The 26,521-nt window shown below is 64.3% G+C and carries 28 protein-coding genes; 27 read left to right on the forward strand and 1 reads right to left on the reverse strand.

Annotated features, from left to right (window positions below):
- The first annotated feature begins 114 nt into the window (after window positions 1-114).
- The 27 genes from RQI43_RS18495 to RQI43_RS18625 all read left to right on the forward strand — a co-directional run bounded on the left by RQI43_RS18495 (window position 115) and on the right by RQI43_RS18625 (window position 25,829).
- Window positions 115-396, forward strand: coding sequence for a hypothetical protein (locus RQI43_RS18495; RefSeq protein ID WP_311276159.1), 282 nt, complete (start codon window positions 115-117; stop codon window positions 394-396).
- A gap of 54 nt (window positions 397-450) precedes the next feature.
- Window positions 451-657, forward strand: a complete 207-nt coding sequence (locus tag RQI43_RS18500; protein WP_311276160.1) for a hypothetical protein — start codon at window positions 451-453, stop codon at window positions 655-657.
- Window positions 654-2,237, forward strand: coding sequence for a phage portal protein (locus tag RQI43_RS18505; RefSeq protein ID WP_311276161.1), 1,584 nt, complete (start codon window positions 654-656; stop codon window positions 2,235-2,237). Before RQI43_RS18500 ends, RQI43_RS18505 begins: the two co-directional genes overlap by 4 nt.
- 3 nt (window positions 2,238-2,240) lie before the next feature.
- On the forward strand, window positions 2,241-3,545 hold the full coding sequence (locus RQI43_RS18510) for a S49 family peptidase (protein WP_311276162.1): 1,305 nt from the start codon (window positions 2,241-2,243) through the stop codon (window positions 3,543-3,545).
- Between the two features lie 17 nt (window positions 3,546-3,562).
- Window positions 3,563-3,934: a head decoration protein gene (locus RQI43_RS18515; protein ID WP_311276163.1), complete on the forward strand. Its 372-nt coding sequence runs from the start codon at window positions 3,563-3,565 to the stop codon at window positions 3,932-3,934.
- 60 nt (window positions 3,935-3,994) lie between these two features.
- A complete protein-coding gene (locus tag RQI43_RS18520) occupies window positions 3,995-5,083 on the forward strand; it encodes a major capsid protein (protein ID WP_311276164.1) in 1,089 nt (362 codons plus the stop codon).
- Entirely contained in the window at window positions 5,083-5,475 is a 393-nt protein-coding gene (locus tag RQI43_RS18525; protein ID WP_311276165.1) for a hypothetical protein, read from the forward strand. Before RQI43_RS18520 ends, RQI43_RS18525 begins: the two co-directional genes overlap by 1 nt.
- 11 nt (window positions 5,476-5,486) lie before the next feature.
- Window positions 5,487-5,843, forward strand: a complete 357-nt coding sequence (locus RQI43_RS18530; RefSeq protein WP_311276166.1) for a head-tail joining protein — start codon at window positions 5,487-5,489, stop codon at window positions 5,841-5,843.
- Window positions 5,840-6,406 carry a hypothetical protein gene (locus RQI43_RS18535; protein WP_311276167.1) on the forward strand — a complete coding sequence of 189 codons (567 nt, stop codon included), beginning with the start codon at window positions 5,840-5,842 and terminating at the stop codon, window positions 6,404-6,406. Before RQI43_RS18530 ends, RQI43_RS18535 begins: the two co-directional genes overlap by 4 nt.
- Entirely contained in the window at window positions 6,403-7,176 is a 774-nt protein-coding gene (locus RQI43_RS18540; protein ID WP_311276168.1) for a hypothetical protein, read from the forward strand. Before RQI43_RS18535 ends, RQI43_RS18540 begins: the two co-directional genes overlap by 4 nt.
- Window positions 7,177-7,185: 9 nt before the next feature.
- On the forward strand, window positions 7,186-7,560 hold the full coding sequence (locus RQI43_RS18545; protein ID WP_311276169.1) for a GPW/gp25 family protein: 375 nt from the start codon (window positions 7,186-7,188) through the stop codon (window positions 7,558-7,560).
- Between the two features lie 76 nt (window positions 7,561-7,636).
- Window positions 7,637-8,566, forward strand: a complete 930-nt coding sequence (locus RQI43_RS18550; protein WP_311276170.1) for a baseplate J/gp47 family protein — start codon at window positions 7,637-7,639, stop codon at window positions 8,564-8,566.
- Between the two features lie 3 nt (window positions 8,567-8,569).
- Complete coding sequence (locus tag RQI43_RS18555; protein WP_405030660.1) at window positions 8,570-9,742, forward strand: phage tail protein I; 1,173 nt, start codon at window positions 8,570-8,572, stop codon at window positions 9,740-9,742.
- A 138-nt stretch (window positions 9,743-9,880) separates the two neighbouring features.
- The gene (locus RQI43_RS18560; RefSeq protein ID WP_311276171.1) at window positions 9,881-12,109 is read left to right on the forward strand and encodes a hypothetical protein; all 2,229 of its coding nucleotides are present in this window, start codon (window positions 9,881-9,883) and stop codon (window positions 12,107-12,109) included.
- A gap of 12 nt (window positions 12,110-12,121) precedes the next feature.
- Window positions 12,122-14,032 carry a hypothetical protein gene (locus RQI43_RS18565; protein WP_311276172.1) on the forward strand — a complete coding sequence of 637 codons (1,911 nt, stop codon included), beginning with the start codon at window positions 12,122-12,124 and terminating at the stop codon, window positions 14,030-14,032.
- A gap of 1 nt (window position 14,033) precedes the next feature.
- Window positions 14,034-14,498, forward strand: a complete 465-nt coding sequence (locus RQI43_RS18570) for a hypothetical protein (protein ID WP_311276173.1) — start codon at window positions 14,034-14,036, stop codon at window positions 14,496-14,498.
- A 72-nt stretch (window positions 14,499-14,570) separates the two neighbouring features.
- Window positions 14,571-15,977, forward strand: coding sequence for a phage tail sheath subtilisin-like domain-containing protein (locus RQI43_RS18575; RefSeq protein ID WP_311276174.1), 1,407 nt, complete (start codon window positions 14,571-14,573; stop codon window positions 15,975-15,977).
- 67 nt (window positions 15,978-16,044) lie between these two features.
- The gene (locus tag RQI43_RS18580; RefSeq protein WP_311276175.1) at window positions 16,045-16,548 is read left to right on the forward strand and encodes a phage major tail tube protein; all 504 of its coding nucleotides are present in this window, start codon (window positions 16,045-16,047) and stop codon (window positions 16,546-16,548) included.
- Window positions 16,549-16,606: 58 nt separating this feature from the next.
- Window positions 16,607-16,882, forward strand: coding sequence for a phage tail assembly protein (locus tag RQI43_RS18585; RefSeq protein WP_311276176.1), 276 nt, complete (start codon window positions 16,607-16,609; stop codon window positions 16,880-16,882).
- Window positions 16,883-17,168: 286 nt separating this feature from the next.
- Complete coding sequence (locus tag RQI43_RS18590; RefSeq protein WP_311276177.1) at window positions 17,169-21,485, forward strand: phage tail tape measure protein; 4,317 nt, start codon at window positions 17,169-17,171, stop codon at window positions 21,483-21,485.
- A gap of 1 nt (window position 21,486) precedes the next feature.
- Window positions 21,487-21,873 carry a phage tail protein gene (locus RQI43_RS18595; RefSeq protein ID WP_311276178.1) on the forward strand — a complete coding sequence of 129 codons (387 nt, stop codon included), beginning with the start codon at window positions 21,487-21,489 and terminating at the stop codon, window positions 21,871-21,873.
- Entirely contained in the window at window positions 21,870-22,085 is a 216-nt protein-coding gene (locus RQI43_RS18600) for a tail protein X (protein ID WP_311276179.1), read from the forward strand. The genes RQI43_RS18595 and RQI43_RS18600 overlap by 4 nt, the downstream gene beginning before the upstream one ends.
- Window positions 22,082-23,152, forward strand: a complete 1,071-nt coding sequence (locus RQI43_RS18605; RefSeq protein ID WP_311276180.1) for a contractile injection system protein, VgrG/Pvc8 family — start codon at window positions 22,082-22,084, stop codon at window positions 23,150-23,152. Before RQI43_RS18600 ends, RQI43_RS18605 begins: the two co-directional genes overlap by 4 nt.
- 80 nt (window positions 23,153-23,232) lie before the next feature.
- Window positions 23,233-23,931, forward strand: coding sequence for a peptidoglycan-binding protein (locus RQI43_RS18610; protein WP_311276181.1), 699 nt, complete (start codon window positions 23,233-23,235; stop codon window positions 23,929-23,931).
- A gap of 60 nt (window positions 23,932-23,991) precedes the next feature.
- A complete protein-coding gene (locus RQI43_RS18615; protein ID WP_311276182.1) occupies window positions 23,992-24,189 on the forward strand; it encodes a hypothetical protein in 198 nt (65 codons plus the stop codon).
- Between the two features lie 27 nt (window positions 24,190-24,216).
- Complete coding sequence (locus tag RQI43_RS18620) at window positions 24,217-24,606, forward strand: hypothetical protein (protein WP_311276183.1); 390 nt, start codon at window positions 24,217-24,219, stop codon at window positions 24,604-24,606.
- Entirely contained in the window at window positions 24,603-25,829 is a 1,227-nt protein-coding gene (locus RQI43_RS18625) for a hypothetical protein (protein ID WP_311276184.1), read from the forward strand. Before RQI43_RS18620 ends, RQI43_RS18625 begins: the two co-directional genes overlap by 4 nt.
- On the opposite strand, the gene RQI43_RS18630 is transcribed toward RQI43_RS18625, so the two are convergent.
- A complete protein-coding gene (locus RQI43_RS18630) occupies window positions 25,826-26,341 on the reverse strand; it encodes a hypothetical protein (protein ID WP_311276185.1) in 516 nt (171 codons plus the stop codon). The two genes, RQI43_RS18625 and RQI43_RS18630, sit on opposite strands and share 4 nt — an antisense overlap.
- Between the last annotated feature and the right edge of the window lie 180 nt (window positions 26,342-26,521).

Raw genomic sequence — 26,521 nt, forward strand, 5'->3', positions numbered from 1 at the left:
TAAATCGGATGGGTTATGGACTGGCCGCGCGAACTAGGTTAACCATTCGGGTCTAGCGACGGTTCGGACGGCGAAAGCCGACTGATATCCGTCGTTGATGGTGAGGTGTACCGGATGACGGGAAACGAGATCAAAGCCGCGAGGGCGACCCTCGGCGAGAAGTGGGGGGTTGGTCGCTCGCTGACACCGATCGAGATGGCTCGGGCGCTCGGCCTATCCCCGACGAACGGGAACGACCACGTTCACAACATGGAAAACGAGAAGAGCAAGGTGTCCGGCACGATCGCCGTTCTCGTGAAGCTCTATCTCGCCGGGGCGAACCCGCCCGACGACCTTGAGATCTTCCGGGCGCGCGGCCGAAAGCGGATCAGCACCGAAACCGGCGAAATGCCGTAAAGGGGCGACCGGAACACTCTCCGAAGGTCGCCACGCCACGCCTAGGCTTTGTCCATGGCGAAGAGCGTCGAAGATCAACTTGCCGACAATGCCGCCGCGATCGAAGCGGTTGAGCAGCGCGGCGCGCGCGTGACGGTCAAAGACCGTGAGATTTGGCGCGCGCCGCTCGGCGAGCTTGAGGCTCGGGCCGAACGCCTCGAAAAGAAGGTCGCGCGCCAGAAGCGCGGCGGCCTCCGCGTTCAGCGGATCATTCCGCAATGAAGATCCCCGCACCGAACTTCTTCGATCGCGCCATCACGGCCGTTGCGCCGGGCTACGGTGCTCGCCGGTATCAGGCGCGCGTCGCCCTCACCATGGCCGGGCAATACACGGGCGCGAAGTCGAAGAAGACCTCGCTGAAGGCGTGGCAGACCTATCCGGGCTCGGCCGACGCCGACACCCTTGGAGATCTGCCGACGTTGCGCGCCCGCTCGCGCGACCTCATCCGCAACAATCCCATCGCGACCGGCGCCTCGGCTACGTCGAAGAGCAACGTCGTCGGGACCGGGCTTCAACTCCGCGCCGCGATCGACCGCGAACTTCTCGGCCTCACCGAAGAGCAGGCCGACAAGTGGGAGCGTCGCTCCGAGAAGCTGTTTAACCTTTGGGCGAAGTCGAAGTCGGCGGATATCACGCTGACGCAAAACTTCTATCAGCTTCAAGGCCTTATCTTCGAGGCCACCTTCGAGAGCGGTGACGCTCTCGTGCTGCGCCGCCGCGCCAAACGCACGGCCGTCGTGCCGCTCGCGCTCGCCGTGATCGAGGCCGACCGCCTCGCGACGCCCGACGCCCTTTCCGCCGACGCCGATATTCGCTCGGGCGTGAGGATCGATAGCGACGGCGCGGCCGTCTCGTATTTCGTGCTCGACGACCATCCGGGCGACTACATGCTTCGGTCGTCGCTAGATTACACCGAGATTCCCGCCTTCGGCGAGAAGTCCGGCGAGCAGATGGCGCTTCACGTCTATCGCCGCCGCCGGCCCGAGCAGACGCGGGGCGTGCCCGAACTCGCGCCCGTCATCGAGATCCTGAAGCAACTCGATCGCTACTCGGAGGCCGAGCTTATGGCCGCCGTCGTGTCGAGCTTCTTCACGGTCTTCTTGAAGACGAAGGACGACTCCGGTCTTCCGCCCGGCGCCGACGTGCCCGGCATGGGGGCCGACGAGGTCGCCATGGGACCAGGTGCGGTAGTCAGCATCGGCACCGACGAGGAAGTCGTTACCGCCAATCCGGGCCGCGCGAATGCGAATTTCGACGCCTTTTATTCGGCCGTCGTGCGTCAGATCGGCGTCGCGCTCAGCATCCCGTATGAACTGCTCATCATGCACTTCGCGGCATCCTATTCCGCGTCGCGCGCTGCTCTTGAGATGGCCGCTCAGTTCTTCGACGAGCGCCGTGAATGGCTGATCTCGACGTTTTGCGACCCGGTCTATGAGTGGTTCATCGTCGACGCCATCAACGCGGGCTTGATCGAGGCGCCCGGCTTCTTCGAGAGCCCGGTTCGCCGGGCGGCTTGGCTCGGCAGCATGTGGATTCCTCCAACCGGGATCATTCTCGACCCCGTGAAGGAATGGGAGGGCGAGAAGCTTGGCGTCGAGATCGGCGCCCTGACGCTCGAAGAGGTCACGCTTCGCCGGACCGGCGGCGACTGGAAACAGAAGACCGAGCAGCGCGCGCGCGAGCACAAGGCCCGCGTCGAAGCCGGGCTTGAGCCGGCCATTCTCGACCCGAACGGGACCAAGCCTCGGCCGGCACCGAACGACAAGCCCGAGCCCGCCCCTGGCGGCTCTCAGAAGGATTGAGCCATGCCCGTTCGCATCATCGACGCCGCGATCGGCGCATCGTGGGCGATGGAAGAGCCCGCCCTTGCGACGCTGCTCGAAATCGCCGCGCGCGAGCACGAGGTTACGCCGCAAGCGCTCGAAGCCATGCGCTCCGAGACCTTGGAGAAGTCCGAGCGGGCGAAGGTCCGCGACGGCGTGGCGATCGTCTACGCCGAAGGCGCCATGTTCAAGCGCGCGAACCTCATGACCGAGTTTTGCGGCGCCACGTCCTACGAATCGCTGATGCGCGACTTCAAGGTCGCCGTCGATAACCAGAACGTTCGCGCGATCCTGCTCGCGATCGACACGCCCGGCGGCGAGGCGGCCGGCGTCGGCGAGCTTGCATCCGCCGTTCGCGCGGCGCGAGGCACGAAGCCGATCGTCGCCTATGCCGGGGATCTCGCCGCGTCGGCCGGGTATTGGCTCGCCAGCGCCGCGGATCGGATCGTGATCGGCTCGGGCGCGGCCGTCGGCTCGATCGGCGTGCGCGCCTCCTATTCCGACACGAGCGAGCGAGATGCACGCTCGGGCGTGCGCCGACACGAGTTCGTGTCTTCGCAGTCGCCCTACAAAATCAGCGACCCGAAGACGACCGACGGCAAGGCCCGGATCAAGGCCCGCGTCGACGCGCTCGCTCAAGTCTTCGTCGACGCCGTCGCGGACAACCGCGGCGTCAGCGTCGCTCACGTTCTCGACGCCTTCGGAAAAGGTGACGTGCTGATCGGAGAGGCCGCCGTGAAAGCGGGAATGGCCGACGCGATCGGCACCTTCGAGTCGACCCTGGCGAGCCTCGCCAGCCAAACCGATCCGCTGAGCGCGATCGGGCTTTCAACCGCCGCACTGAGCGGCACCCATCAGGAAAACGCGACCATGCCGACCGAAGACGAGATGAAGGCCGCCGTCGACGCCGCCGTGAAGGCCGCCGAAGAGAAGGCCGCCGCCGATCAGGCCACCGCCGTCGCCGCCGCGACCGAGGCCGCCACGAGGGCCGCCACCGAAACCGCCAATGCCGCCGAGCGCGACCGGGTTTCCGCCCTCTATGGCGCGACCGTCGCCGGGTACGAGGCCGAGCGCGACGAGGCGATCAAAACAGGCTCCACCGTGGACGCTTTCAAGGCTTTGATCGTCACACGGGAACACGCCAAGGCGGCCGACCGGGCGAAGGCGATCGACGACGATGCGAACCTCAATGCGAGCGTTCGGACCGTGTCGAAGACCGAGCCGAAGGGCGGCGACGAAGCGGCAGTGTCTGCAATTCTTGAAGCGCGGAAGCTCGCTTTCGCCTGAAGCTAGGAAGTTTGGAAATGTCGGCGAACGCGCAGATCGAGGGCACTTTCGTCCCCGATAACCTCGTTATCAAGGGCGGACTGGCCCGCAAGGTCACGATCAAGTCGGGCGCCGGCATTCTTCCGCGCGGAACCGTGCTCGGCAAGGTCACGGCCGACCGCGAATATCTCAAGAGCGTCGCCGCCGCGACCGACGGCTCTCAGACGCCCGACGCGATCCTGAGCGAGCCCGTGGATGCAACCTCGGGCGACGTCGAGGCGATCGTTTACATCACGGGCCATTACAACCTGTCGGCCCTCGCCATCGGTGCCGGTCACACCGCCGCCAGCATCGACGATGCCTTCCGAGGCAAGTCGATCTTCATCGAGACCACCGTTCCGCATCCCTAACCGCAACCGGGTCGCCTAGCGCCCCGAGGGGGCATTGCGCGAAAGAGAGCTTCGACAAAAATGGACCTGTTTTCAACTCATGCTCTGAACCGCGTGGTCGAAGAGCTTCCCGCCAACCCCGCGTTTCTTCTGAACGCCTTCTTCCCGACGGTCGAAGTCTCGGATTCCGAGACCATCATGTTCGATCACGTTAAGGGCGCTCGTCGCATCGCGCCGTTCGTCGCCCCGACCGTGGCCGGCAAGGTCATCCTCGAAGCCGGGTATGAGACCGAGAGCTTCCGTCCGGCCTATATCAAGGACAAGCGGGTCTTCAATCCCGACAAACAGTTCAAGCGCCGGGCCGGTGAGAAGATCGGCGGGAGCCTGACCCCCGAGCAGCGCCTTGCCGGCGCCGTGGCTTGGGCGCTGAGCGATCAGCTTGATATGTGGGTTCGCCGCCTCGAAGTGATGGCCGCCGAGGTTCTGACGACCGGCAAGCTCGTCATCAAGGGCGAGAACTACCCGGAGAAGGTCGTCGACTTCCGTCGTGACCCGGCCCTGACAATCACGCTGACCGGCCTCGACAAGTGGGACGTCGAAGGTGTCGACCCGGTCGACGACCTCGAAGAGTGGTCTCAGACCGTCTACGAGAAGTCGTTCATCCGGCCGACCGATGCCGTGATGGACATGCATGTCTGGAAGGTCGTTCGCGGCAAGCTCGCCGAGATCGACAACGAGACCGGCCTCCCGACCGCCGCCGCTCTCATGATGAAGGCCCGACTCAACACCGACGTCCGCGCGCTCGACGAGGCGAAGGTGAAGCTCGGCCCGCTCGTCATCGGCGGTGAAGGCGCCGTGCTCGTGGCGATCTTCACGAGCGGCAGCGGCACCCTTCGGCTTTGGGCGTACAACGACGCCCACGTCGACCCGGAGACCGGCATCGAGGTTTCTAACCTCCCGGCCGGAACCGTCCTGTTGCTCTCGACCGGGATCGAGGGCGTGCGCCACTTCGGCGCGATCAAGGATCTGAAGGCGGGCCTTCAGCCGCGTCAGTATTTCGTGAAGTCGTGGGAGGAAGAAGACCCGTCCGAGCGCTACATGCTCGGCCAGTCGGCTCCCCTGCTCGTCCCTTACCGGAAGAACGCCTCGCTCTCGGCGAAGGTGCTCTGATGGCGACAGTCACGACGCTCGTAACGATCAAGCACGGCGGGGTATATTACCCGCCGGGCTCCACCATCTTCGACTTCGACGACGTCGAGGCTCGCGCGCTCCGCGGTCGCGTGGAGGTCGTCGAAGGCGAAGAGGCCGAGCTTCCCGCCGAGCCGGAAGCTACCGAGGACGACGAGGTTCCGCCGGTCCCGCCGGTCGCCTCTGCGCCCGACGCCGCCGCCGACGATGACCGCGTGTCGGTCGTCGCTCTGACGATGGACCTGCTCGACGAGGCGACCGACTTCGAGGCCGATGGCTCGCCGAAGATCGACGTTCTCGCGAGCGTTCTCGGCTTCAAGCCGACCGTCGACGAGGTAGCCGCGGCAATCGCGCTTCGCGCCGAAGGTCTCTGACCTTGGGCGCGATGACCGACGCCGACCTCATGCTCTTCCTCGACCCGAGAGATTTCGGGATCGAGGCCGAGTATTTCGCGCGCGACGGCAACGCTCAGCCGAAGACCGTGCTCGGCATCTTCGATGCCGAAGCCACGAACTTCAACCCGAACCGCTGGCCCGGCCACGACTACCAATTGCAGACCGGGGCGCATTTCACTTCGACCGGGCCGACCTTCCTTTGTCGGTCGTCGGATCTTGTGAAGGGCGGCCGTCAGCGCGACCGCCTGAAGATTGAGGGCGTTCGCTACCGCGTTCAGGAATCGAAGCCCGACGGGACCGGCATGGTCGTTCTCGTCCTGATGGAAGACGACGCCGAGGGCGCATGACCCATCCCCGCAAGGTCATCCGCAAAGCCTTCACGGAACGGCTCAGGACGCCCGTGGACGGCGTTTATCGGACGGCCGCGGGTTCGCGTATCTTCCCGAGCCGGATCGCCCCGGTCGCCCTCGACGACGACGACGAGCTTCCCGCGATCCTGATTTACACGCGGACCGAAGACCGAGATCCCGAAAAGGACTATGGTGCCGAGGCCGAAGACACGTTCGCGCGCGCGAAGCTGAAGATCGTCGTCGAAGCCCTCGTCCGCGGTGGCGAGACGGTCGACGACAAGCTCGACGACATTGCCGAGCAGATCGAGGCCGCGCTCGAAGATTGGGACATTCCCGGCTTCGAGGCGGCTTGCGTCCGGCTTGGCGACACTGACGTCGACGTCATCACCGAAGGCGTCCGGCGGCCCGTCGGCGCGATCGGCCTGACATGGCACGTCACATACGATCGGCCTTGGCGCGTCCGCGATCCAGGCACGCGGCCCGACACGGTCGACCTCATCATCAACGGCGGGAGCCCGGAACGGCTCATCACGCGCGACAAGGGCGTGCGGAACCCATGAAGTTCGCTCGCGACTATGTCCGCACGAGCGGCGTCGGCGACCCGGAGACCACCGACCTCGATCGGCGGGCTCAGGACGGCGTTCGCCTGAACGGCGTCGTCAAGGAAGTCGATTATAAGCGCAAGCCGCCTGTCTATCGTGTCGCCTTTGGGAACGAGCAGGACGAGGACAACTATATTCTGACCGACTGGCTTCCCGCTGGCGGCGGCCGGGCGAAGGGCGACGTCGACACGCACTTCCTCGAAGTCGGCGAAAAGGTCACGCTACTGTCTGAGGGCGGCGAGTTCTCGACCGGGCATGTCGTGCCGGCCGGGACATACACGAACAAGGAAGACGACGAAAAGGCCGGCACCGACAAACCTGGCGTATGGCGGAAGACGTTCAAAACCGGCGCCGAGATCTCCTATGATCGAGAGACCGGGGCTCTGCTCTTCAACGCCACCGGGAAGAAGAAGAGCGAAGGCCAGCAAGACGGCGCGTCGGCGCAAGCCGAGGGCGATCAAGAGATCAAGGGCACCGCGACGATCAAAGCCGGCGGCGGAACCTTCGTGATGAAGGATGACGCCATCACCGGCACGGTCGGTAAAGGGACGATGACGCTGAAGGGCGACACCTTCACCGTAAAGATCGGCGGCGTGACCCTGAAGGTGAGCGGCGACGGCCTCGAAATCGATGGCGGCGAGGTCAAGCACAACGGCCATAGCATCGGCGACGACCACAAGCACCGCAACGTCATGACCGGCGCGGCGATCTCCGGGCCGCCGGTTTAGGATTCGGACATGGCGACTTTCGACAAACGAACCGGCCGGCTGATCTCGGGCTTCGCCGAAGTGCTTCAGTCGATCGATACCATCGTGAACACGAAGGTCGGCTCGCGCGTGATGCGCCGTGAGTTCGGGTCGGAACTTCCTCGTCTCGTCGACCGCGGCGTGAGCGATCTCACCCTAATCGAGTTTTACGCGGCGATTGCGGGCGCCCTGAAGGCCGAACCGCGATTCCGCGTCGTTCAGATGCTCTTGTCCGAAGACTCGGATCTCGCAAACGGGAACCCGATCTTCGACGTCAAAGGCGTCTACTTCCCGCGCGGGCATTTGGGCGATTACTCGGAAGCGGAAGACGCTACCGGCCGTGTGATCCTCGACGGCGCGACCTAATCGGCCTCCCGCGCGTCACGGCCAACGATACGCTCGCCTCGGGTCCGGCCCGTCCAGTTCCGGTCAGGAAGAGGCAATGACAGTCTACACCGCCGAGACGCTTGATTTTTCGCGCCTCGATCCGCCTTCGCTGATCCCTATCGCCTATGAAGCTCGCCTGAAACAATTTCTGGCGAAGTTCGTGGAGTTTTGGAACGCCGCGCGGGCTCAAGATCCCACGTTGCCGGTCTTCAATACCGAAACGATCGACTCTGACCCTGTCGCTATTCTGTTTCAGGCATACGCCTATGGCGACATGCTATTGCGTCAGGCGACGAACGACGCCGCGAACTCTTTGCGTCTACCGTTCGCAATCAAGTCTGACCTCGACTATCTGACGCAAACCTTCCACCGGACAACCCGGAAGCTCTTGGTCCCGGCAAACCGTTTGACGGGAGCGGCGGCAGTCTATGAGAGCGACGAAGAGCTTCGGAGCCGGGCGCAACTCGCGCCCGAGGCACTGAACGACGTCGGCCTCACGCCCGGCGGCTACGTCTACAAGGTTCGGACCGCCTTCGCCGATCGGATCAAGGGCGTCTTTCCGATCAATCGGGGCGCCGGCCGCGTCGAGCTTCGCGTTCTCGGGCGCGACGGCGACGGCACCGTCGAGCCCGCTCTTCTCGCCGAGATCGCGGCGGCCTTCTCGTGGGAAGGCGGCGCGCAGTCGACCGACGTCGTGACGGTGCTCTCGGCCGAGATCCTTCGGCTTCGCCCGAACGTGACGCTCTACGTGCCGAGCGGGCCGGACCGCTCGAAGGTCGAAGCCAAAGCCGTCGCCGTTCTGAACGCCCTCGGCGCATCGTCCCATCGCATTAACGCGGGCGTATTCCGCGAGGCCATCGCATCCGCGGCGCATGTCGGCCCGGTCATCACTGTCCGCGTGAACAACCCGACGAGGGACTACGCCGCCGCTCCCGAGGTCGCGCCGTACTTCCTGCCGCCGACCGTGACCTCAGAGATCATGTAAGCCATGGCAAGCACGGATCTGAGCACCGATAGCGCGGGGATCTTCGAGCGCGTCGTCGCGCTTGTGGCCGCGTGGAGGCTTCCCAATGCCTTCGCCCTCGCCGAGACCCTTCGAACGCTCTGGAACCCGCTCACGTGCCCCGAGAGCGAGCTTCCGATCCTAGCGTGGGCGTTCTCTGTCGACTACTGGCGGGACGACTGGCCGCTCTCGCGCAAGCGTGCGGTCATTGCTGAATCGCGCCTCTATCACTCGCTGAAGACGACCGTCGCCGGAACGCGAATGGCGCTCGGATATCGCGACGCGAAGCTCGTTCGCGCCCATCTGCCGCGGCACGGCTTCTTCTGTGACTCGTCCGTCAGTGCGACCGAGCAGCGGGAGTGGCGCAAGGCGCTTCCCGAGATCCGCATTTACGATGCGCCGCCTTTCATCATCCCGCGCCGACCCGGTCGCTTCGTCGGCATCAGCCTCTTCGCTCGATCCGACGCCCGGCTTGCGCGTGTTGCGACGCTGATGCGGAACGGGATCGAGACGCCGCTTCGCATCATCCCGCTCGGCGATCCTAGCACGCCCGGCGAGCGCATCATTCTCCCCGTCCAGAAGCAAGCCGCCATGATCGTCGGTCGCGGCGGATCGCGAACGGTCGCGCCCTCGGACGTCGGCGTGAACACGCTCGCGGTGCGCCTTGGAACCGCCGACTCGTTCACGCGCGAGACCGCCACGCCCGGCGAGAGGGGCGCCTTGATCCAGACCCGACGGCAACAGATCGAGGGCGCTCGCGCTCACTTTACGCCCGAAGGGAGAGGCGGCCGGCGCTTTGTGGCTCCGAGCGTCATCGCCTTCGGCTTCACGTCCCTGAAATTCAGCGATCAGCCGGGCAAGCTGGCTTCCCGCGGGCCGTCAAACGTCGTCGGCAAATCGCGCGTGATGCGTTCAGCCTACACGGCGAACTTCCTCGTCGATTGGTCACGTGAAGTCCCGATGACGAAGCTTCCACGTGGAAGGAAGGTCGCGGCACCGTCGGAACCAGTCGTCCGTGAGATCATGGAAGCAATCGTCGACGCTCAGGCGATGCGCGACCGAAACACCCTGTCTCTTAGGGCCACGAGAAGGCTCACTTACGCCGATGTCAGAGCCCTCGAAGGGGGCACTCGCTACGGCGAAAGACGAGGCAATTGAAATATGTATAGGCGGCCACTCGTCGACGAAGCTCAGGGTGTGGAGTCGGTCGACTTCGATCGTTTCGGACAGTACCCGCAAACCGGGATCGCCCTAACGACTGGCGATCTTCTTTATGCCGGGCGGTGCTATGCCGGATTGCTGACCTCGTCCGTCGGCGATGGCGTCAGCGTGAATATCGCCGCCGGTCGCGTCTACGACGGCGGCAAGCAATACGCGCTTGAAGAGAAGCAAGTCCGCTCTGTCGCGACCTACGTCCCGACCATCGCCGGCCGCTCGGTTATCTGCCTTGTGATCGCTCAGGGCGACGAAGTCTCTGACAATATGGAAAACCGCTATTACGAGCGGGCCATTGATCCCAAGAACCCGAATGCTGGCGTTCAGCAGTCGGTCGATGACGGCTATCGGACCAAGAACCGCAAAGTCGTCGTGTCGGTCATCCCCAGCGTCGAGGCGGCGCGTCCCGCGGCTCCCGCCGCCCCGACCGGCGCGGTTGCGGTCGCCGAAATCCTCGTGACGACTTCGGGTATCCAGAAGATCACGATGCGCGACGACACGAAGGCGAAGCGCCTCGATTCGGCGATCACTCAGATCGCCGATATCGTGAACTATCTCGACGAGATCAACCAGTCGATCGACGGCCTGCGGGCCGATCTCGCGGCCGTCGCTGCAAAGACCGGGGCGCCCGTCGCGATGGCCGCGATCGGAGCGATCGAGAACGACCTTGCGAACGTGAAGGCGAAGCTCGGCCTCCCGGTCGACGATGCGCCCTATTACACCGACAACTTCCTCGATTACGAGTTTTCGGACTGGAATCCCGAGACACAGAAGGGGAACGTCGACTTCGACGCCCGGATCGAGGAAGGCATTCGCTTCGCTTACGAAGCCGAGTCGACCGTCGCGCTGAGCCTGCTCAACCCGAACGACCCGAACGTGATGCACGTCGGTCGGGGCCTTATCTGCCCGGCATATACCGAAGTCGCGGGCCTCTCGGTTGCGAAGGCTTCGGGCGACATGCCGCTCGGCGGCGTGTCCGTTCAGACCGTGACGGTGAAGACGCTCACGAAGTCGGTCACGCGCATCCGGTACGGGACGGGCTTCACCGTCAGCAACTCGTCGAACTTCTGGAAGGGCGGCGGCCGTGACAGTATCAACGGCTTGTTCCGCGATGCGAAAGGCGTGCTCTACTCCGCAATTCCGATCATCGAGACAAATAAGAAAATCGTCGGCTCGACGCGTCTTCGGCAGATCTTCAAGGATACGATCCTCGAAAGCTACGAGAAGCTTCTCGTCAAGGAAAAGACCGTTAGCGGCGTCGTGAAGGCCGAAACCTTCCTGATGGCTAACGAACGTTGGGTCACGGGGACGGACCTCGGGATCAAGCGGTGGGGGGCCGGCGCCTCGATCACGGCATCGGTGTGCGAGTGCGACAACTCGGGCCGACCCGACCCGACGCGCGCCGTCCAGACCGTCACCCTCACGGAGGCGCAGTTCAAGGCGTGGCCGGCATGGACGTCCTTCGACTTCGACGAGCCGGCCATGCTCGGCCCGCTCTCCACTGAAGACGGCCGCGCTCGGCCGTGGGCGGTCGTTTGGTACACGGTCGGCGACGTTGACGTGATGACCGCGGACGGTAGCCGCTACACGGCCGGAACGCTGCTCTCGACGACCGACATGCAGTATTTCGACCCCGACATCACGAAGGACATTTGCTTCCGCCTTCGCTATGCGAAGTTCAATAACTCCGATCTCACGGTTCGCCTCGGCTCGTGGAACTTGTCGGGAGGTATCGAGAACATCGATATCCTCGCCTCGATCCTCGCGCCGAACTCTTCGACCGCGACCTTCGAGATCTTCGTCGGCAACCGCTGGCGGAAACTCGACAACGACGAGGCGGGAGCTTCCTTCATCGGCGGCACGCAAGCGCTCTACGAGGCGCGGGTCGTGCTCCACGGCAATATGTACTCGATGCCGATTATCGACACGATCGGCAGTCGCGTCCGTTGCTCGCGCCCGAAGGGTCATCTCGACTGGATCGGAACCGACTTTGGCCTCGGCGGCACCGCGACCGAAATCAAGGTTCGCGCACTAGTCGGTGCCTACGATTCCGCGCGGCATACGCTGAAGGCCGCCCTCCGCTACGGCAGCGGATACGGGACGGTGAAGGCACCAACGGGTGCGCCGAAGATCACGGTCGCGCCCGGCCGGGCGAAAACCCGCGTCGATCAGGAGTCGGCCGTCGAGGTCGAATGGACCTTCTCGTTCACGTCGGCGGTGAGTGCGGTCAAACCGGAACTCATCATCGATACGAATAACTATAAGATCCCGTGCCACGTCGAGCAGATCACCGTTCGCAAGTCTGCATAAAGAGCCGGAATAATGCGTAAGTTTGACGCGACATATCGCATTTCCGAAGCGGATGACGTTCTCGTGAAAGAGAACGTCATCCACGAAGACCTTGATCGGCGTCTCGACGACGTCGAGAAGCTGGCCGACGACTTTCGTGAGGGGAACCGGATCGACGTCGAGGCTCTAATTGCGAGGTATAACCTGACGGTGGCGGATCTTGCCGCCGCCGTTAAGGACGTGCTCGACCAAGTGGAGAAGGGCTTTCCGGCGGCGATGGTCGTCGAAAGCTCTTCGCTTCAGTTTCTAACCCCGGCTCGACGCGCGAGCATCGTCAGCGAAATCCTCGGCGGCGCGGACGATAACGCTGATACCCTCGCCAAGGTCTTCGCGGTCGCGGACAGCCGCGTGACGGCCGGCGAGCTTGCGGAAAGCGTGTCCGAACTGTCGCGAGACATCGCCGCGCGGATCTCCGATCTGAAGGGCGGCGCTCCCGCGTCGCGCGACACGCTCATGGAACTGAGCACCGCAATTGACGGTGTTGCGAACGATCTCGCCGCCGCCGTGGCGGCCCTGAAAGGGGGAGCGCCGGCCAATCGCGACACGCTGAAGGAAGTCAGTGACGCGATCGATGCCGTCGCCGCCAGCGTGGCAACCGTCAACGCTAACGTCTCGGCTATCACCGCCGGGTCGACCGCGGCGCGCGACACGCTGAAGGAAGTGTCGGACGCGCTCGACGCCCTGTCGGCGACCGTCTCGGCGCTGACGGCTGGCGCCGCGGCCTCACGCGATACCTTCGCCGAGGTCGGGACGGCCCTCGACACGCAAAACACGGCCATCAATAACCGGCTTCGGTTCGATGCGGCGCAGACCTTGACCGCCGCGCAAAAAGATCAGGCCGTGGCGAATGCCGGCCTCAATGACCGTTTCGTTCGCATGGACGGCGCAAACTCGGCGCAGTTCGGCAGTCGAAACCGCTTCGTGAATGGTGCCTTCGAGGTTTGGCAAAGAGGAACGTCCATCCCGGCCGCGAACAATAATAATCGTTACGTGTGCGACATGGTGCAATGCGTCATGAACGGCGCCGGGGCGACTATGCAATACGACCGGATTGTCGATAGCGACGGCAAGACAAAGCTAAGGGCTCAAACATCTGGTGTGCCGACCGACGCGACCTTGAATGTTCTCAAGTTCTATTGTGAGGGCGGAAGCACTTTCGCCGGAAAGCGGGTCGCAATCTCTTTCAATATGCGGAAGTTCGGCTCGGGCGGCAACTTCCCGATGCCGAACCCCGTCGCTCTGCGGCAGAATTTCGGGACGGGGGGCACGCCGAGCCCTCAAGTCGTGTGCCCGATTGTGTCTTTCCCGGCCGACCAAACGTTTACCGCAAACGACACGCGGTTTACTTATATCTTCGACGTTCCAAGCCTGACGGACAAGGTATTCGGAACCAACGGCGACGATCATCTCAATTGGAATGTGTATCTTCCGTTAAACGTTGCCTTCAAGGTAATGATTAGCGAAATGCAGATTGAGGAAATCGGCACGGTTGGGGCTGCCATTCCTTCGCCTTTCGAGCGTCGCACGCCCGCGGACTATCTCATGATGTGTCAGCGTTATTACGAGAAGAGCTATAACGTCGACGACGCGCCGGGCGCTGCAACTAACGCCGGCTCTCTACAGCAACAAGCGCAAGCCGCCGCGGCTGGCCTTGCTCTCGGATCGGTTCGGTTTGCTTCCGGCAAGCGCGCAACGCCAGCGGTGACGCTCTACAACCCGGTAACGGGCACCACGTCGACCCCTGTCCGAAACGGCACCGCGAACACGAACGTTGCCGGCACCGTCCAGAATATCGGTACGGGCGGCTTCACCGTCTCATCGCCCGCGTCGGTTGCCGCTGGCGATACCGTGCAAACCCATTGGATTGCGGACGCGAGCTATTAACATGCGTATCACGATGACGTCGCCCGAGGGGGACCGGGCTTGCTACGTCTACGCCGATGGCGACGTCGAGATGACGACGTTCGCCCCGTACCCGCCACAAGCCGGCGAGTTGTGCGCCTTGTTCGCCGCGGCTGGCGGCTCGGATATCGCCGTCGAGCCGTATGCGCCCGTCGAGCCCGAGGCCGTCGACGTCATCAGCGACCGCCAGTTCTTTCAACAGCTTGCGATCGATGGCGTTATCGATCGGGCCGAGGCGCTGGCGGCCGTGCGAACCGGCGACATTCCCGCGAAGCTCGTCGTGCTCATTTCCGACCTCCCGGCCGATGCACGGTTCAACGCCGAAATGCTGATCTCGGGGGCGATCACGTTTCTCCGCTCGCACCCTTTGTCCGACGTCATCCGCAACGCGCTCGGTTGGACGCCGCAACGCCTCGCCGACTTCTGGCGAGCCGCCGCGGCCCTCTAAGGGGCGACCAAAACAGGCCCGACACTGCCAAGGCCGCTCGGTAACGTCCTGAAAGTTCTTCAGGGGTTACGCATGTCGCTCACAGATTTCCTTCACGGCGTCGAGACGGTCACGGTCGACTCCGGTCCGCGTTCGATCCAGGCCGTGAGGTCTTCCGTGATCGGCCTCGTCTATACGGCGCCCGAAGCCGATCCGGTAAAATTCCCGCTCAACGTGCCGGTGCTCTTCAACCGGCGGGCCGACATGGCCGGTCTCGGCAAGACGGGCACCGGCCCGCGCGCCCTCGATGGGATCTTCGATCAGATCGGCGCCCTCGTTGTCGGCGTTCGCGTCCCACATTCGACGACCGAGCGCGGTGGCCTTGCCTTCGTTGTCGGCGGCGTCGACTCCGATACCGGAGCCTTGACTGGCGTTCATGCGCTTCGTGCGGCCGAGTCCATGCTTGGCGTATCCCCGATGATCCTCATCGCGCCCGGCTTCACTCATCAGCGCATCAACGCCGCCAAGCGAGCCGCCATCCGCAATCAGGGTTCGGGCTACACCACCGCGACTGTTTCCTTCGCCGGGGGCGGCCCCGATGCGATCCTGCCGAAGGCTAAGGCGACGATCGTCGACGGCAAGGTGACTGCGATCGTCTTCAACTTCTTCGGCTACTACATCACCGAATCGCTCACGATGACGATCTCGGGCGACGGCACCGGAGCAACCGGCGTGGTCGTGATCGACGACTTTGCGAACCCGGTCGTCGCCGAACTGCTCGGCGTGGCGGAAGAGCTTCGCGCTCACATTATCGCGGATGGCCCTTCGACCACGGACACGGCGGCCCTCGCGTATCGGGGCGACTTCGGCAGTCGGCGTATCTTCCTCGTCGACCCGAAGGTGAGCGGCTTCAGCACCACGGCCAAGGCATATGTCGACGAGCCGGCATCCGCTCGCGTCGCCGGTCATATCGCGTGGGTCGACGATCAGTTCGGCTTCTGGGAGTCGCCTTCGAACAAGGTACTGAAGGGCGTCGGCGGCCTCGGTCGCCCGATCGACTCGATCGGTAAGAACTCGCGCGCGAACATCCTGAACGAGAATCGCATTGCCACGGTGATCCGTGACAACGGGTTCCGCCTGTGGGGCAACCGCACGCTCTCGGACGACCCGAAGTTCACCTTCCTGTCGATCTCCCGCACCGCCGACATGGTCGATCTCTCGATCGCCAAGGCTCACCGTTGGGCGGTCGATCGCGGAATCACGAAGACGTACTTCTCGGACGTCACCATGAGCGTGAACGCCTTCCTGCGGAGCCTGAAGACCCGCGGCGCGATCCAGGGCGGCGAGTGCTGGGTCGACGAAGAGTTCAACACCGCCGCGGACATCGCCGACGGGCACGCGACCTTCAGTTACGACTTCGGCGGGATCTATCCGGCCGAACGCCTGACCTTCCGGTCTTCGCTCACCGACAAGTACATCGCGAACATCTTCGCGAAGTAAGCCACACCCCGCGGGCGATACACGCCCGCGGTTCTTCCCTCAACTGATCGAATAGAGAGAACGGGCCATGCTCCCGCGTCACCTTAGAGCATTCAACGCCTTCGTGAACGGTCAGGGATGGGCCGGTCGCGTGGAAGAAGTCGAGCTTCCCGCCGTGAAGGTGAAGCGCGAAGAGTTCCGCGGCGGTGGCATGAACGCCCCGAAGCAACTCGACATGGGAACGGAAGCCCTCGAAGCGAAGCTGACCTTCGCCGAGTACCTTCCCGAGATCGTCCGTTGCGTCGCCCTCGGCGACACCATGGCGACCCGCGTCCAGCTTCGCGGCGCCATCCAGCGCAACGGCGAGGCGGCCCTTCCCGTCGTCGTCGACCTCATCGGTTCTTTCGACGAGTCCGAAATGGGAACGTGGAAAGAGGGCGATAACGGCAAGCACGAGATCACCATGTCGGCCGGCTATTACAAGCTTTCGATCGACGGTCAGCGTCTTATCGAGATCGACGTTGACAACTGCATTCGGATCGTCGGCGACAACGACGTTCTCGAAAGTATTCGCAGCGCCATCGGCCTGTGAGAACCTGGCGCCGGCCTAGTCCGGCGTCAATCCTAATCCAGCGGGAATACGAATAAAAATGGCTAAGTACGACACCGATTCCGAGAAGACCATCAAGCTCGACTTCCCCGTGACCGTCGACGCGATGGAATACAAGGAACTGACGATGCGCCGTCCGAAGACGAAGGACAGCATCGCCGCCAGCAAGTTCAAGGGCTCCGAGGCCGAGCGCGGTATCTTCCTGATGGCGAAGCTCTGCAACGTCTCGCCCGACGTGATCGAAGAACTCGACGAGGTCGACGCCAACAAGCTCGGCGAGCAGCACAAGGCTTTCACGGGGCGTCAGTCGGACTGAGGGAGCTTCGACGAGCCGCGATAGCGCTCTTCGATTTGACGCACGGTGCAATGACGTTCGCCGACGTCCTCGAAATGGAGGTCGGCGAACTCGAAGACTGGCTCAGAGACGCCATTGATTATCGCCGGGCCGTGAATGCGGCGGCGGCGAAAGGGTGACGGGAACCGCCGTGGCTAAAGCGTTTAGCGTCTTCGTCAACATCGGCGGAAGCATCCTTCCGTCATTTTCGGGCGCCATCACTTCAGCCGAACGGCGGCTTGCGGGCCTCGGTCGGCGCGTTTCCGCCATGAACGCGGACGTCGCCAAGTCGTTCTCGACGGTTGGCAAGGGCGTCGACAACTTCGGCAAGCGGATGGGCGCCGCCGGTCGCTCGACGACCGCCAGCATTTCCGCGCCGACCGGGCTTCTGGCGCTCGGCGCTGGCAAGATGGCCTTCGAGTTTGAGAAGGCCGGCAACATGCTCGAAGCGCTCGGCGACGCCAGCGGCGAGCAGCGCAAACAGTTCGAAGCGCAAGCCGCCAAGCTGAACGAGAAGTATCCTCAGACTCTTGCCGAGATCATTAAGACCGGCAACGAAATGCTGAAGGGCGGCTTCAACTTCGAGCAAATGCAAGGCGCGATCGATCAGACGCTTGCGACCGCCGTGCTCGGCGAAATGGCGCCGGCCGAGGTCGGCAACATGATGGCGCGGACGATCAATTCGTTCCAAATGCCGATGAAGACCTACGCCGAGGCAATGAAGTCTTCGCAACAGGTCTCCGACCGGATGACGTATGCGGCCGTCAAGACGACGGCGTCGCTCAAAGATATGGGCGAAATGTATCGCTACGTCGGCGGCGCGGCGTCGGCCGCGGGCATCAATTTCGACGAGGCGACCGCGTTCGCCATGGCGTTCGCGAAGAACGGCTCGGTTGGGTCGGACGCGGGCGTCGCGATGCGGTCCGCGATCGTTCGTCTCGTCAAGACGCCGCCGAAGGCGCTCGGCGCGATGGAACGCATCGGTATGAAGCGGTCCGACTATGTCGGCGGCGATCGGAAGGTGACGTCTCAGAACATCATTGCCGGCCTTCAGGCTGACGGCATCGACGCGTCATCGCTCAAAGGCGCATTCGACGGCTTGCTGAAGGACAAGGCTCTCGCGAACTCGCCGGTCAAGCTCGCCGAGAGAGTGACGAAGCTCGTTCAGAGCGCTCTGACGAAGTCGGGAAGCGCCGTCGACGCATCGGCCATCGCCCAAAGCGTTCAGGAATCGATCACGGCGGCCGGCTCTAGCGTCAACCTCACCAAGTTCTTCACCGACTTGAAGGCGAAGCTCGATCGCGGCGAGGCCAGCCTCGGCGACGTGGCGACGATCCTCGAAGGCCGCCACGTGTCTCGATACATGGCGGTGCTGCAGTCGGATCTCGGGGAGCTTCTGAAGGGCATCCAAACCGAGTCGGATGGCTACGCGCAATCTCGGTATGGCGTCGTCCTGAAGGGCATCGTCGGGCCGGTTTATGAGCTTGGCGCGGCCGTCGAGAAGTTCGCGGTCACGCTCGGGCGTGCGGCCTTCCCCGATATCGCGAAGGGCGTGAAGGCGATCACGAATGCGCTCGACGGCCTGAGCAAATCGAACCCGACCCTTCTCCGCTTCGGTGCGGCGGTCGGCCTCGCGGCCATCGCTCTCGGCCCGTTCCTCATCTTCGGCGGCGCAACCGTTCGGGTTGTCGGCTTGCTCGCGAAGTCGCTGCTCCTACTCGGCACCGCGTCGACGCTCGGTCTCGCGACCCGCCTCGTGGCAATTGCATCCGGCCTTCGCGCCATCGTCGCCGTCACGACGGTCGCGGCGATTGCTCGCCTCCGGGCGTTCGCGGCCGGCTTGATCGTTCTCGGAGCGGTTGGCGGCGCTCGCGGCGTTCTTCTGGCCTTGGCGGGCACCGTGGCCGCGCTCGGCCGTGCGCTGCTCGCCGCGCCGCTCATGCTTCTCCGCGGCGCCTTCGTGGGCGTGGCGGCGCTCATCACGCCCGTTGGCATCGCGGTTGCCGCGATCGTCACCGCCCTGACCGCACTCGGCCTTTGGGTCTATAACAACCTGAGCGGCCTCGGCACGTTCTTCACGTCGTTCGGCGAGTCCTTCATGAAGGCGCTCGGGCCGGAAGCCGCGGGCTCGATCGAGAAGGTGACGGGCTGGCTCAAGCAAGCGTGGGACTGGCTCAACAAGCTTCTCGGCCCGATCGACGAGAGCGGGAAGAAGTGGGCGTCGTGGGGCGAGCAAGCCGGTGCGGGCGCGGCGGCCGTCGTCAATTCGCTCTCGAAGCTTCCCGCGAAAATCATCGCGCTCGGGACCGAGTTCGCCAGCGCGACCACGGCTCTCGCGAAGCAAGGTTACGACGCGCTCGTCAACTTCGACTGGATGGCCGCCGGAACCTCGCTGATCGCCAAGATCGTCGAAGGGATCAAGAACGCGGCCGGCTCACTGGCGGCGGCACTTTCGGGCGCGGTCTCGGCCGCGTGGGAACGTGCGAAGGGCGCCATCGGCCTCGGCGGGGGATCTGCGCCCTCGACGGGCGGCGGCTCGTCGTCCGCGCCCGCGCCTCGCGTGGATGGTGCTCGCGCCCTCGGCGGCCCGGTCAAGGGCGGCGGAACCTACCTCGTCGGCGAGAACGGCCCGGAACTCTTCCGGCCCGGCGCGAACGGTTGGATCGAAACGAGCAATACGCTCCGCTCCCTCGGGCAGTCCGGCGCTTCGGCAGTCGCCGCCGCGGGCTCGCCGTCGGGCGCCGAAGGGGCGAAGCCCTTCGAGATCAAGGTTGACGCTTCTCAGATCGAGGCGGCCGGCAACACCGCCACGAAGACCGGGCGGCAGCTTCATGCATCGCTCGACACGACGACCCGCCCGGTCGTCGACACCGCGTCGCTCGATGCCGCCATCACGAAGGCGAACACGCTTCGATCCGTTCTGTCTGCCGTGGGAGCGAGCACGATTTCGCTGAAGACCGGCGAAGGCGAGGCGTCAGGCTCGGGCGCCGGCTCGTCCGGCTCTGGCGACGCGGTCGGCTCGGGCGCGGCGGCGAGCGTTGGGCGCGCGAGCGCGGCGGCGGTCGGTTCGGGCGCCTCGGTCGCCTCGGCGGACGTTGGGCGTGCGGCAGCTTCCGCGGCCCGTCGGACTGCGTCGGTTGGGGATGGTGCGTTGCGTACCGTCGCCGATCAGAGCGGCGGCCGATCCTTCGGAGCGCGCGCCGATCTGACGGCCGGCGCGAAGGAGTCCTTCGACTTCTGGCGCGAGAAGGGCTTGAGCCCGGCGGCGGCGGCGGGCTTCGTCGGCTCCGAGCAGGGGGAGAACAACTTCAAGGCTCACGGTTACGGAGACCGCGGCGCGGCCTACGGCTCAATGATGTGGCAGGGGCCGCGTCGTCGGCAGATCTTGGCCGGCATGGGGCTCAACGTCATCGGCGCGACCCATCGCCAGCAACTCGAAGCCGCCTATTGGGAGATGACGAAGGGGCCGGACACGGGCGCTCGGCGCGCGTGGACTCTCGCTCAGAACGCTCGCACGCCCGGCGAGGCCGCCGCCATCCATGTCGATCACTATGAGCGCCCGAAGGACCGCGGCCTCAACAAGCGCGTCCGCGGTGGCTATGCGAACGACTGGTTCCGGCGCCTTCACACCGAAGCGCCGAAGAGCGCCATCGCCGACGCGGGGAAGCCCGCCGTGGACGCTCCGAAGGCCGCGGTTGCCGAGGCTCCAAAGAGCGCGGTCGCTGAAGTAGCGAAGCCCGCCGCCGTCGTGTCGAAGGTCTCGGCGACTCTTCCGTCCTCGGAAGCATCCCGGCCCGGCGACGGCGCGGCCGTCAAGGTTGCGCGGGCACTGACCGAGTCGCCTTCGGCGAAGGTCAAGATCGACGGCGCGCGCGCTCTCGGCGGCTCGGTATCGCGCGGGAAGACCTACCTCGTCGGCGAGAAGGGGCCTGAGATCTTCCGGCCGGGAGCTACCGGCTGGATCGAGACGAACAACACGCTCCGCACGCTCGAAAAGGACGGCGCTTCGGTGCCGGCGGGCAAGGGCTCTTCGCCGGCTTCGAAGATCGGCGGCGTCACCGTGCCGACTCCCTCGATCAAGCTCGCGGGCGCCCGTGCGGCTGGCGGTCCGGTGAACCGCGGCCTGTCCTACCTCGTCGGCGAGAAGGGGCCTGAGATCTTCACGCCCGGCGCGACCGGACAGATCACGACGAACCGCACCCTGAACCGTCTTGCCGAGGTCGGTCAGCCGGCGATCACAGGACAGGCGGCGGCGACTGAGACCGCAAACGGCTTCGCCGCGATCGGCCGTCCGGCGCCGGCCGGACAGATCTCGACGGACGGGGCAACGAGTCGCCTCGCGGAGGTCGGTCGGGTTCCGGCCGAAGGCGAGGGGAGGGCGATTGCGCCCCGGCCCGAGGCCATGGCGAAGGCGGTCGGCGGCGCAGCTACCTCGAAGACGATCCATCTCGGAGACAAGTCGGTTTCGGTCAAGGTCGAAGCGAACTCTGCCGAGGGGCACGACATCGGCGCGAGCGTGCGGCGCGAGGTCATGCGGATCTTCGCGCAACTGGAATCCGAGCAACGCGGGCTTCTGAGCGACTGATATGATCGGTAACGTACTAATGGCACTCGGGGCCTATCGCTTTTCGGTCGCGAACGGAGGCTTCCAAGCCTTCGAGCGCTCGACGCGCTGGCGGTGGGCCGAGCAGGAAGTGATCGGCGCCGCGCCGGCCCTTCAGTACATCGGACCAGGTGTCGACCAGGTCGCGATCTCGGGCATCCTTCACCCGCACTATCGCGGCGGCCTTCGGCAACTCGACGCCATGCGCGCGCAAGCCGGTCTCGGCGTGCCGCTCGTGCTCGTCGACGGAACGGGCTGGTACTACGGCGACTGGGCGATCGAGGGCGTGACGGAGGGGAAAACCGTCTTCATGCCGGACGGTGCTCCGCTGAAGATCGAGTTCCGGCTTGAACTGAAGAAGTACGCATGACGACCGAAACCGAGACGACGATCGAGGGCGACACCGTCGACATCGTCGCCATGCGGCGGCGGAAAGCGACCGACGGCGTGACCGAGCAGATCCTTACGCTGAACCCCGGACTCGCCGCCCTCGGTCCGATCCTTCCCGCCGGAATCGTCGTGAAGCTTCCGGCAACGCCGACGAAGAAGGTCGTGCGGGACGTGCCGAGGATTTGGTCGTGACGCCCGCCGCCCGCATCGTGCTCGACGGCCGGGACATCACGGCCAATCTCATCCCCGCGCCCTTCGGCCTGCCGCTCGAAGGCGGCGGCTCAGTGCTCACGCGTGGCTTCCTGTCAGGCGGTCCGCTGCTCGGGCTCACCGTCACGGATAACGAAGGCATCAAATCGGACGCGGCCGAACTTCGACTCGACAACCGCCGCCAGATCCCCGCGCCGAAGAAGGGCGCGAAGATGCAAATTTGGCTCGGGTACGCCGAGACGGGCCTCGTCTATATGGGGAATTACGAGGTCGAGAGTTGGACGAAGAGCGGTCGGCCGCGAACCCTGCTCGTCTCTGCCAAGGCGGCGGGCCTGACGACCGAGATCAAATCGCCGAAGTCGCGGTCCTACCACGACAAGACCGTCGGCGAGATCGTTGAGCAGATCGCGGGGAAGAACGGCCTGACGTCGATCGTTCACCCGACCCTGAAGTCGTTCAAAATCGGCCATATCGATCAGTCGACCGAGTCGGACATCAATTTTTTGACTCGGCTCGCCAAGCGCGTCGGCGGGAACTTCAAGGTCGCCGATCGGCGGCTGATTATGAACCTTGCCGGGTCGGGCTCTCTCCCGAGCGGCGGCGCCGCGCCGGTCTTCCCTTGCTATGAGATCGGCGAATCCGATTGGACGGCGACCGGCTCAGAGCGTGGATCATACAAGAGCGCGTCGGCCGCGTGGCAGAATACGGAAACCGGAGAGCGCGAGTCGGTCGTCAAGGGCTCGGGTACGCCGCGGTTCCGCGACCGGAAGCTCTATAAGACCCAAGAGGAAGCCGAGCGCGCGGCCGAGGCGCAGTTGAGCGCGCTCACGCGCGGGAAGGTCTCGTTCTCCGACACGCGACCCGGCTGGCCTGAGATCTTCGCGGGAGCGCGGCTCGACGTCATCGATCACGATCCAGATGTGGACGGCCTCTTCAACCTTAAGACCGTTGCGCATTCTATAGACTCCGCCGGTTATAAGACGTCGCTCACGGCCGAAAGCGTGGGAAGCGAAGGCGGCTCTGAAGGTTCCGGCGGTTCTGACGAATAGATGACAAGTGAGGGCGACCAAAACGGTCCCGCCAAAGATCAGCGACTTTGAAAAACTGGCCTCAGAACAAAGAGGCCAGAATGAAGACTGCAGAGATCCAAGCGGCGCTTAAAGCGTTAGGCTATGATATTGGCAAGTTCGGCGTCGATGGCAAGGCAGGCCCCGCCACCGAACACGCGATCAAGGCGTTTCAGGCCGACTCGGGGTTGGCCGTTGATGGTCGTGTCGGACCGCTCACCAAAGCGGCTCTGACCGGACAGAAGGCTCCCGTTCGTGGCGCGGATCTGCCGACATTCCCGCCGTCGAAAGTCGGTGGCCCTTGGCCTCTTCAGCGCGACTGCATGACGTTCTTCGGGGGCGTCGGTCTGCATCAGACCTCGCTCGTGCTTCCGTTCGCGATGCGTCTTGCGTGGGACAAGGGCGTCACCGTCCGCAAGATCACGTTGCACGAGAAGGTGCATGACAGCGCGGCGCGTGCGTTCGCGAACATCGCCTCTGCATACGACGAGGCGGCCCGGAAGAAGCTCGGTCTCGATCTCTTCGGCGGGTGCCTGAACGTCCGCAAAATGCGTGGCGGCTCGTCTTACTCGATGCACTCGTGGGGCATCGCGATCGACTTCGACCCCGAGCGAAATCAACTCGCGTGGGGCCGGGACAAGGCGCGCTTGGCGCAGCCCGACGCCGTCGAGTTCTGGAAGATTTGGGAGGCCGAAGGTTGGGTCTCCCTCGGCCGGGCGAAGAACATGGATTGGATGCACGTCCAGGCGGCGCGCGTCTAGCCGGCTCGGCTCAGCGTTCCGAGCGTCGGCGGTATCCGGCGCACCTTTGGAGTCTGTAAGATGAAGTTCCTCGCAACCCCCGGCGTCGTCGTCGGCGTCATGGCGGCAGCTGGCGGGATCGCTAACGCTTGCGGTTATCCCGCACTCGGCTTGTTCCTTTCCGACCCGTCGACCGCAGTCACGGCAACGAGCGTGATCGTCGGCGTCGCGACTCTCGCTGCGGGCCTACTCCGCGGCGTGAAGAAGCCGGCCGCGTAACGGCCGCATCGGGTAAGGGGCCGAGCAATGTTCTCTCTGGATACGATCCTCGGCTTCGGCGGCACCGTCGCGAAAGCGCTCGGTGCCGTTACCGCCGTCGGGAGCGCTTACATCGCGCTCGGCCTGCCGTTGCCCGCAACAGTCGCCTACGTCGATGGGAAAATCTCGACGGTCGTCAGCGCCGTCGCGGACGTGAAGGTGACGATTCTCGAAGGCCAGCTTCGAGACATTACATCTCAGCGTGCGCTTCTTCGGAACGAGAAGACGGCCCTCACGCGCACGGTCGACAAGGCGCCGGATTCCGCCAAGCCGATCTTTGCCCGCCGGATGGGCGAGATCGAGGATGCTCTCGCGAAGCTCACCCGCGAGGAAGACACCGTGACGACCAAACTGGCGCAAGGCCGAGAGGTTAAATGAGCGCGAACCTTCTGAGCGACGAGATCCTGAGCGCCGCCGTCGAGCTTCGCCGGCAGCACGATTCGGAACTGGCGGCCGTTCGCGCGTCCGGCCTCTCGCGAAACGCCTTCCGCAACCGCCTGAAGCGTGCGGCCGAGCGCGGCCTTGCCGGCTTCGACCCGGTCATTCCCGGCTTCGCGATCAAGTCGATCGCCAGCAAGGAACCGGGCGGCGCGTGGGTGAAGCAAACCCGCGAGCCCGGCGAGGTCTTCAAGATCCCGGCCGGGCACGAGGTCAAGGGGATCTCGGCCTTCGTCGACCCGGAGAACCGAGTCGTCGGGAAGTGGGTGAAGACGTCGGCCGTCGGGAAGACCGAGTCGGTTCTCGACGCGGTGAAGGCGGCCTTCGCGGAGTACCAGGGCGTTGCGCCGCTGATCCCGGCGCCGGTCGCGGCCGACGACGACGTTCTTACGCTCTACCCGTTGCCCGATCTGCATATCGGGATGCACTCGTGGGGACGCGAGACCGGCGAAAGCTACGACCTCAAGATCGCCGTCGCGCGCGCGCGCGAGATGGCCGGCGAGCTTATCGCGCAGTCTCGGCCGAGTCGGACGGGCTTGATCCTCGGGCTCGGCGACTTCTTCCACATGAACGACCAGAAGAATATGACGCCTCGGTCGGGCCATATCCTCGACGTCGACGGCCGATGGCCGAAGGTACTCCGGGCCGGCATCCGGCTCGCGATGGATATGATCGAGATGGCAGCTCAGAAGCACGAGCGCGTCGTCGTGCGGTTCCTTCCCGGCAATCATGACCCTGACGCTACCGCGGCGCTCACGGCCGCCCTCTCGCTCTTCTATGAGCAGAACGAGCGCATCACGATCGACGAAGACCCGAGCCTCGTCTTCTATCATCGGTGGGGGAGCGTGCTTCTCGGAGCGACCCACGGCCACACGATGAAGCCCGATCGGATGGCGATGATGATGGCGACCGACCGCGCCGAGGATTGGGGCGCGACGAAGCATAAGCATATGTTCTTTGGCCACATTCACCACGAGACCGCTTGCGAGATCGGCCCGGTCCGCGTCGAGAGCTTCAACACGATCGCGGCGAAGGACGCGCACGCCCACGGTGGCGGCTATCGTTCAGGCCACGCGCTCAACGCCCTGACGTTCCACCGCGAGCGCGGCGAGATCGGCCGGCATCGCGTCAATCTCTCGACGGATCTCGCCGCCGCGGCTTAATCGGCGTTCTGCGCCACGCATCCCGTTCCGGTCGGCTCGAAGCTGATAACTGTCGAGCCGCGCGTTGATTTGACCGCGTGGGTTTGCGCGTCAGCTTTTGGCGCACGGAGGCAATCGCCGCCAAGCGAAGTCACGCGCTTCCATTCGTCCGGCACGATATTGTTGGCGATCATGAAGGCAAGCATTGCCTTCGCCTGATCCCCCGTGACGCTAGTGCTCTTCGTGATAACCCATTGTTTTGCGACGATCTCACGCGATTTTGTTGCAATAGTTAATGCCGTTCCGCTCCCATAAGAAGCAAGGCAAGCCGTACCTTTTCCAACGGGGACGCAATCAACGCTCGCAGGCTTAAGATCGGCGCCAGCAAATACGCCAATCTTTTCTATATCCATCAGCATCTTAGTGACTATCGCTGGCGTTTTTGTTTGTTCGGCTTGTGCAGGCATTGGAGCGAAGCTGGTGAATACATAGACGCCAACGGTAAACCGAGCCATCCGGCCGAAGCGTATCATCCGCTGAGTCCTTTTCTCAAATTTTTCGGCGCGGGGCAAAAGCTTGGCGGGCTCTTAAGTCCGTGGTCTGACGCTTACGGAGCGACGACGAGTCCCATCGGGAGCCAAATGCAATCGGGCTCACCCTTCGGCCGTAAGCATGTCGCGGACGACCATGCCGAGTTACTTTCGACGACGCCC

The sequence above is a fragment of the Methylobacterium sp. WCS2018Hpa-22 genome (assembly GCF_031843785.1).
GTDB lineage: Bacteria > Pseudomonadota > Alphaproteobacteria > Rhizobiales > Beijerinckiaceae > Methylobacterium.

Coding starts and splice junctions, on each gene's coding strand:
- RQI43_RS18495 (WP_311276159.1), top strand. CDS start 115: ATGACGGGAAACGAGATCAAAGCCGCGAGGGCGACCCTCGGCGAGAAG.
- RQI43_RS18500 (WP_311276160.1), top strand. CDS start 451: ATGGCGAAGAGCGTCGAAGATCAACTTGCCGACAATGCCGCCGCGATC.
- RQI43_RS18505 (WP_311276161.1), top strand. CDS start 654: ATGAAGATCCCCGCACCGAACTTCTTCGATCGCGCCATCACGGCCGTT.
- RQI43_RS18510 (WP_311276162.1), top strand. CDS start 2,241: ATGCCCGTTCGCATCATCGACGCCGCGATCGGCGCATCGTGGGCGATG.
- RQI43_RS18515 (WP_311276163.1), top strand. CDS start 3,563: ATGTCGGCGAACGCGCAGATCGAGGGCACTTTCGTCCCCGATAACCTC.
- RQI43_RS18520 (WP_311276164.1), top strand. CDS start 3,995: ATGGACCTGTTTTCAACTCATGCTCTGAACCGCGTGGTCGAAGAGCTT.
- RQI43_RS18525 (WP_311276165.1), top strand. CDS start 5,083: ATGGCGACAGTCACGACGCTCGTAACGATCAAGCACGGCGGGGTATAT.
- RQI43_RS18530 (WP_311276166.1), top strand. CDS start 5,487: ATGACCGACGCCGACCTCATGCTCTTCCTCGACCCGAGAGATTTCGGG.
- RQI43_RS18535 (WP_311276167.1), top strand. CDS start 5,840: ATGACCCATCCCCGCAAGGTCATCCGCAAAGCCTTCACGGAACGGCTC.
- RQI43_RS18540 (WP_311276168.1), top strand. CDS start 6,403: ATGAAGTTCGCTCGCGACTATGTCCGCACGAGCGGCGTCGGCGACCCG.
- RQI43_RS18545 (WP_311276169.1), top strand. CDS start 7,186: ATGGCGACTTTCGACAAACGAACCGGCCGGCTGATCTCGGGCTTCGCC.
- RQI43_RS18550 (WP_311276170.1), top strand. CDS start 7,637: ATGACAGTCTACACCGCCGAGACGCTTGATTTTTCGCGCCTCGATCCG.
- RQI43_RS18555 (WP_405030660.1), top strand. CDS start 8,570: ATGGCAAGCACGGATCTGAGCACCGATAGCGCGGGGATCTTCGAGCGC.
- RQI43_RS18565 (WP_311276172.1), top strand. CDS start 12,122: ATGCGTAAGTTTGACGCGACATATCGCATTTCCGAAGCGGATGACGTT.
- RQI43_RS18570 (WP_311276173.1), top strand. CDS start 14,034: ATGCGTATCACGATGACGTCGCCCGAGGGGGACCGGGCTTGCTACGTC.
- RQI43_RS18575 (WP_311276174.1), top strand. CDS start 14,571: ATGTCGCTCACAGATTTCCTTCACGGCGTCGAGACGGTCACGGTCGAC.
- RQI43_RS18580 (WP_311276175.1), top strand. CDS start 16,045: ATGCTCCCGCGTCACCTTAGAGCATTCAACGCCTTCGTGAACGGTCAG.
- RQI43_RS18585 (WP_311276176.1), top strand. CDS start 16,607: ATGGCTAAGTACGACACCGATTCCGAGAAGACCATCAAGCTCGACTTC.
- RQI43_RS18590 (WP_311276177.1), top strand. CDS start 17,169: ATGAACGCGGACGTCGCCAAGTCGTTCTCGACGGTTGGCAAGGGCGTC.
- RQI43_RS18595 (WP_311276178.1), top strand. CDS start 21,487: ATGATCGGTAACGTACTAATGGCACTCGGGGCCTATCGCTTTTCGGTC.
- RQI43_RS18600 (WP_311276179.1), top strand. CDS start 21,870: ATGACGACCGAAACCGAGACGACGATCGAGGGCGACACCGTCGACATC.
- RQI43_RS18610 (WP_311276181.1), top strand. CDS start 23,233: ATGAAGACTGCAGAGATCCAAGCGGCGCTTAAAGCGTTAGGCTATGAT.
- RQI43_RS18615 (WP_311276182.1), top strand. CDS start 23,992: ATGAAGTTCCTCGCAACCCCCGGCGTCGTCGTCGGCGTCATGGCGGCA.
- RQI43_RS18620 (WP_311276183.1), top strand. CDS start 24,217: ATGTTCTCTCTGGATACGATCCTCGGCTTCGGCGGCACCGTCGCGAAA.
- RQI43_RS18625 (WP_311276184.1), top strand. CDS start 24,603: ATGAGCGCGAACCTTCTGAGCGACGAGATCCTGAGCGCCGCCGTCGAG.
- RQI43_RS18630 (WP_311276185.1), bottom strand. CDS start 26,341: ATGATACGCTTCGGCCGGATGGCTCGGTTTACCGTTGGCGTCTATGTA.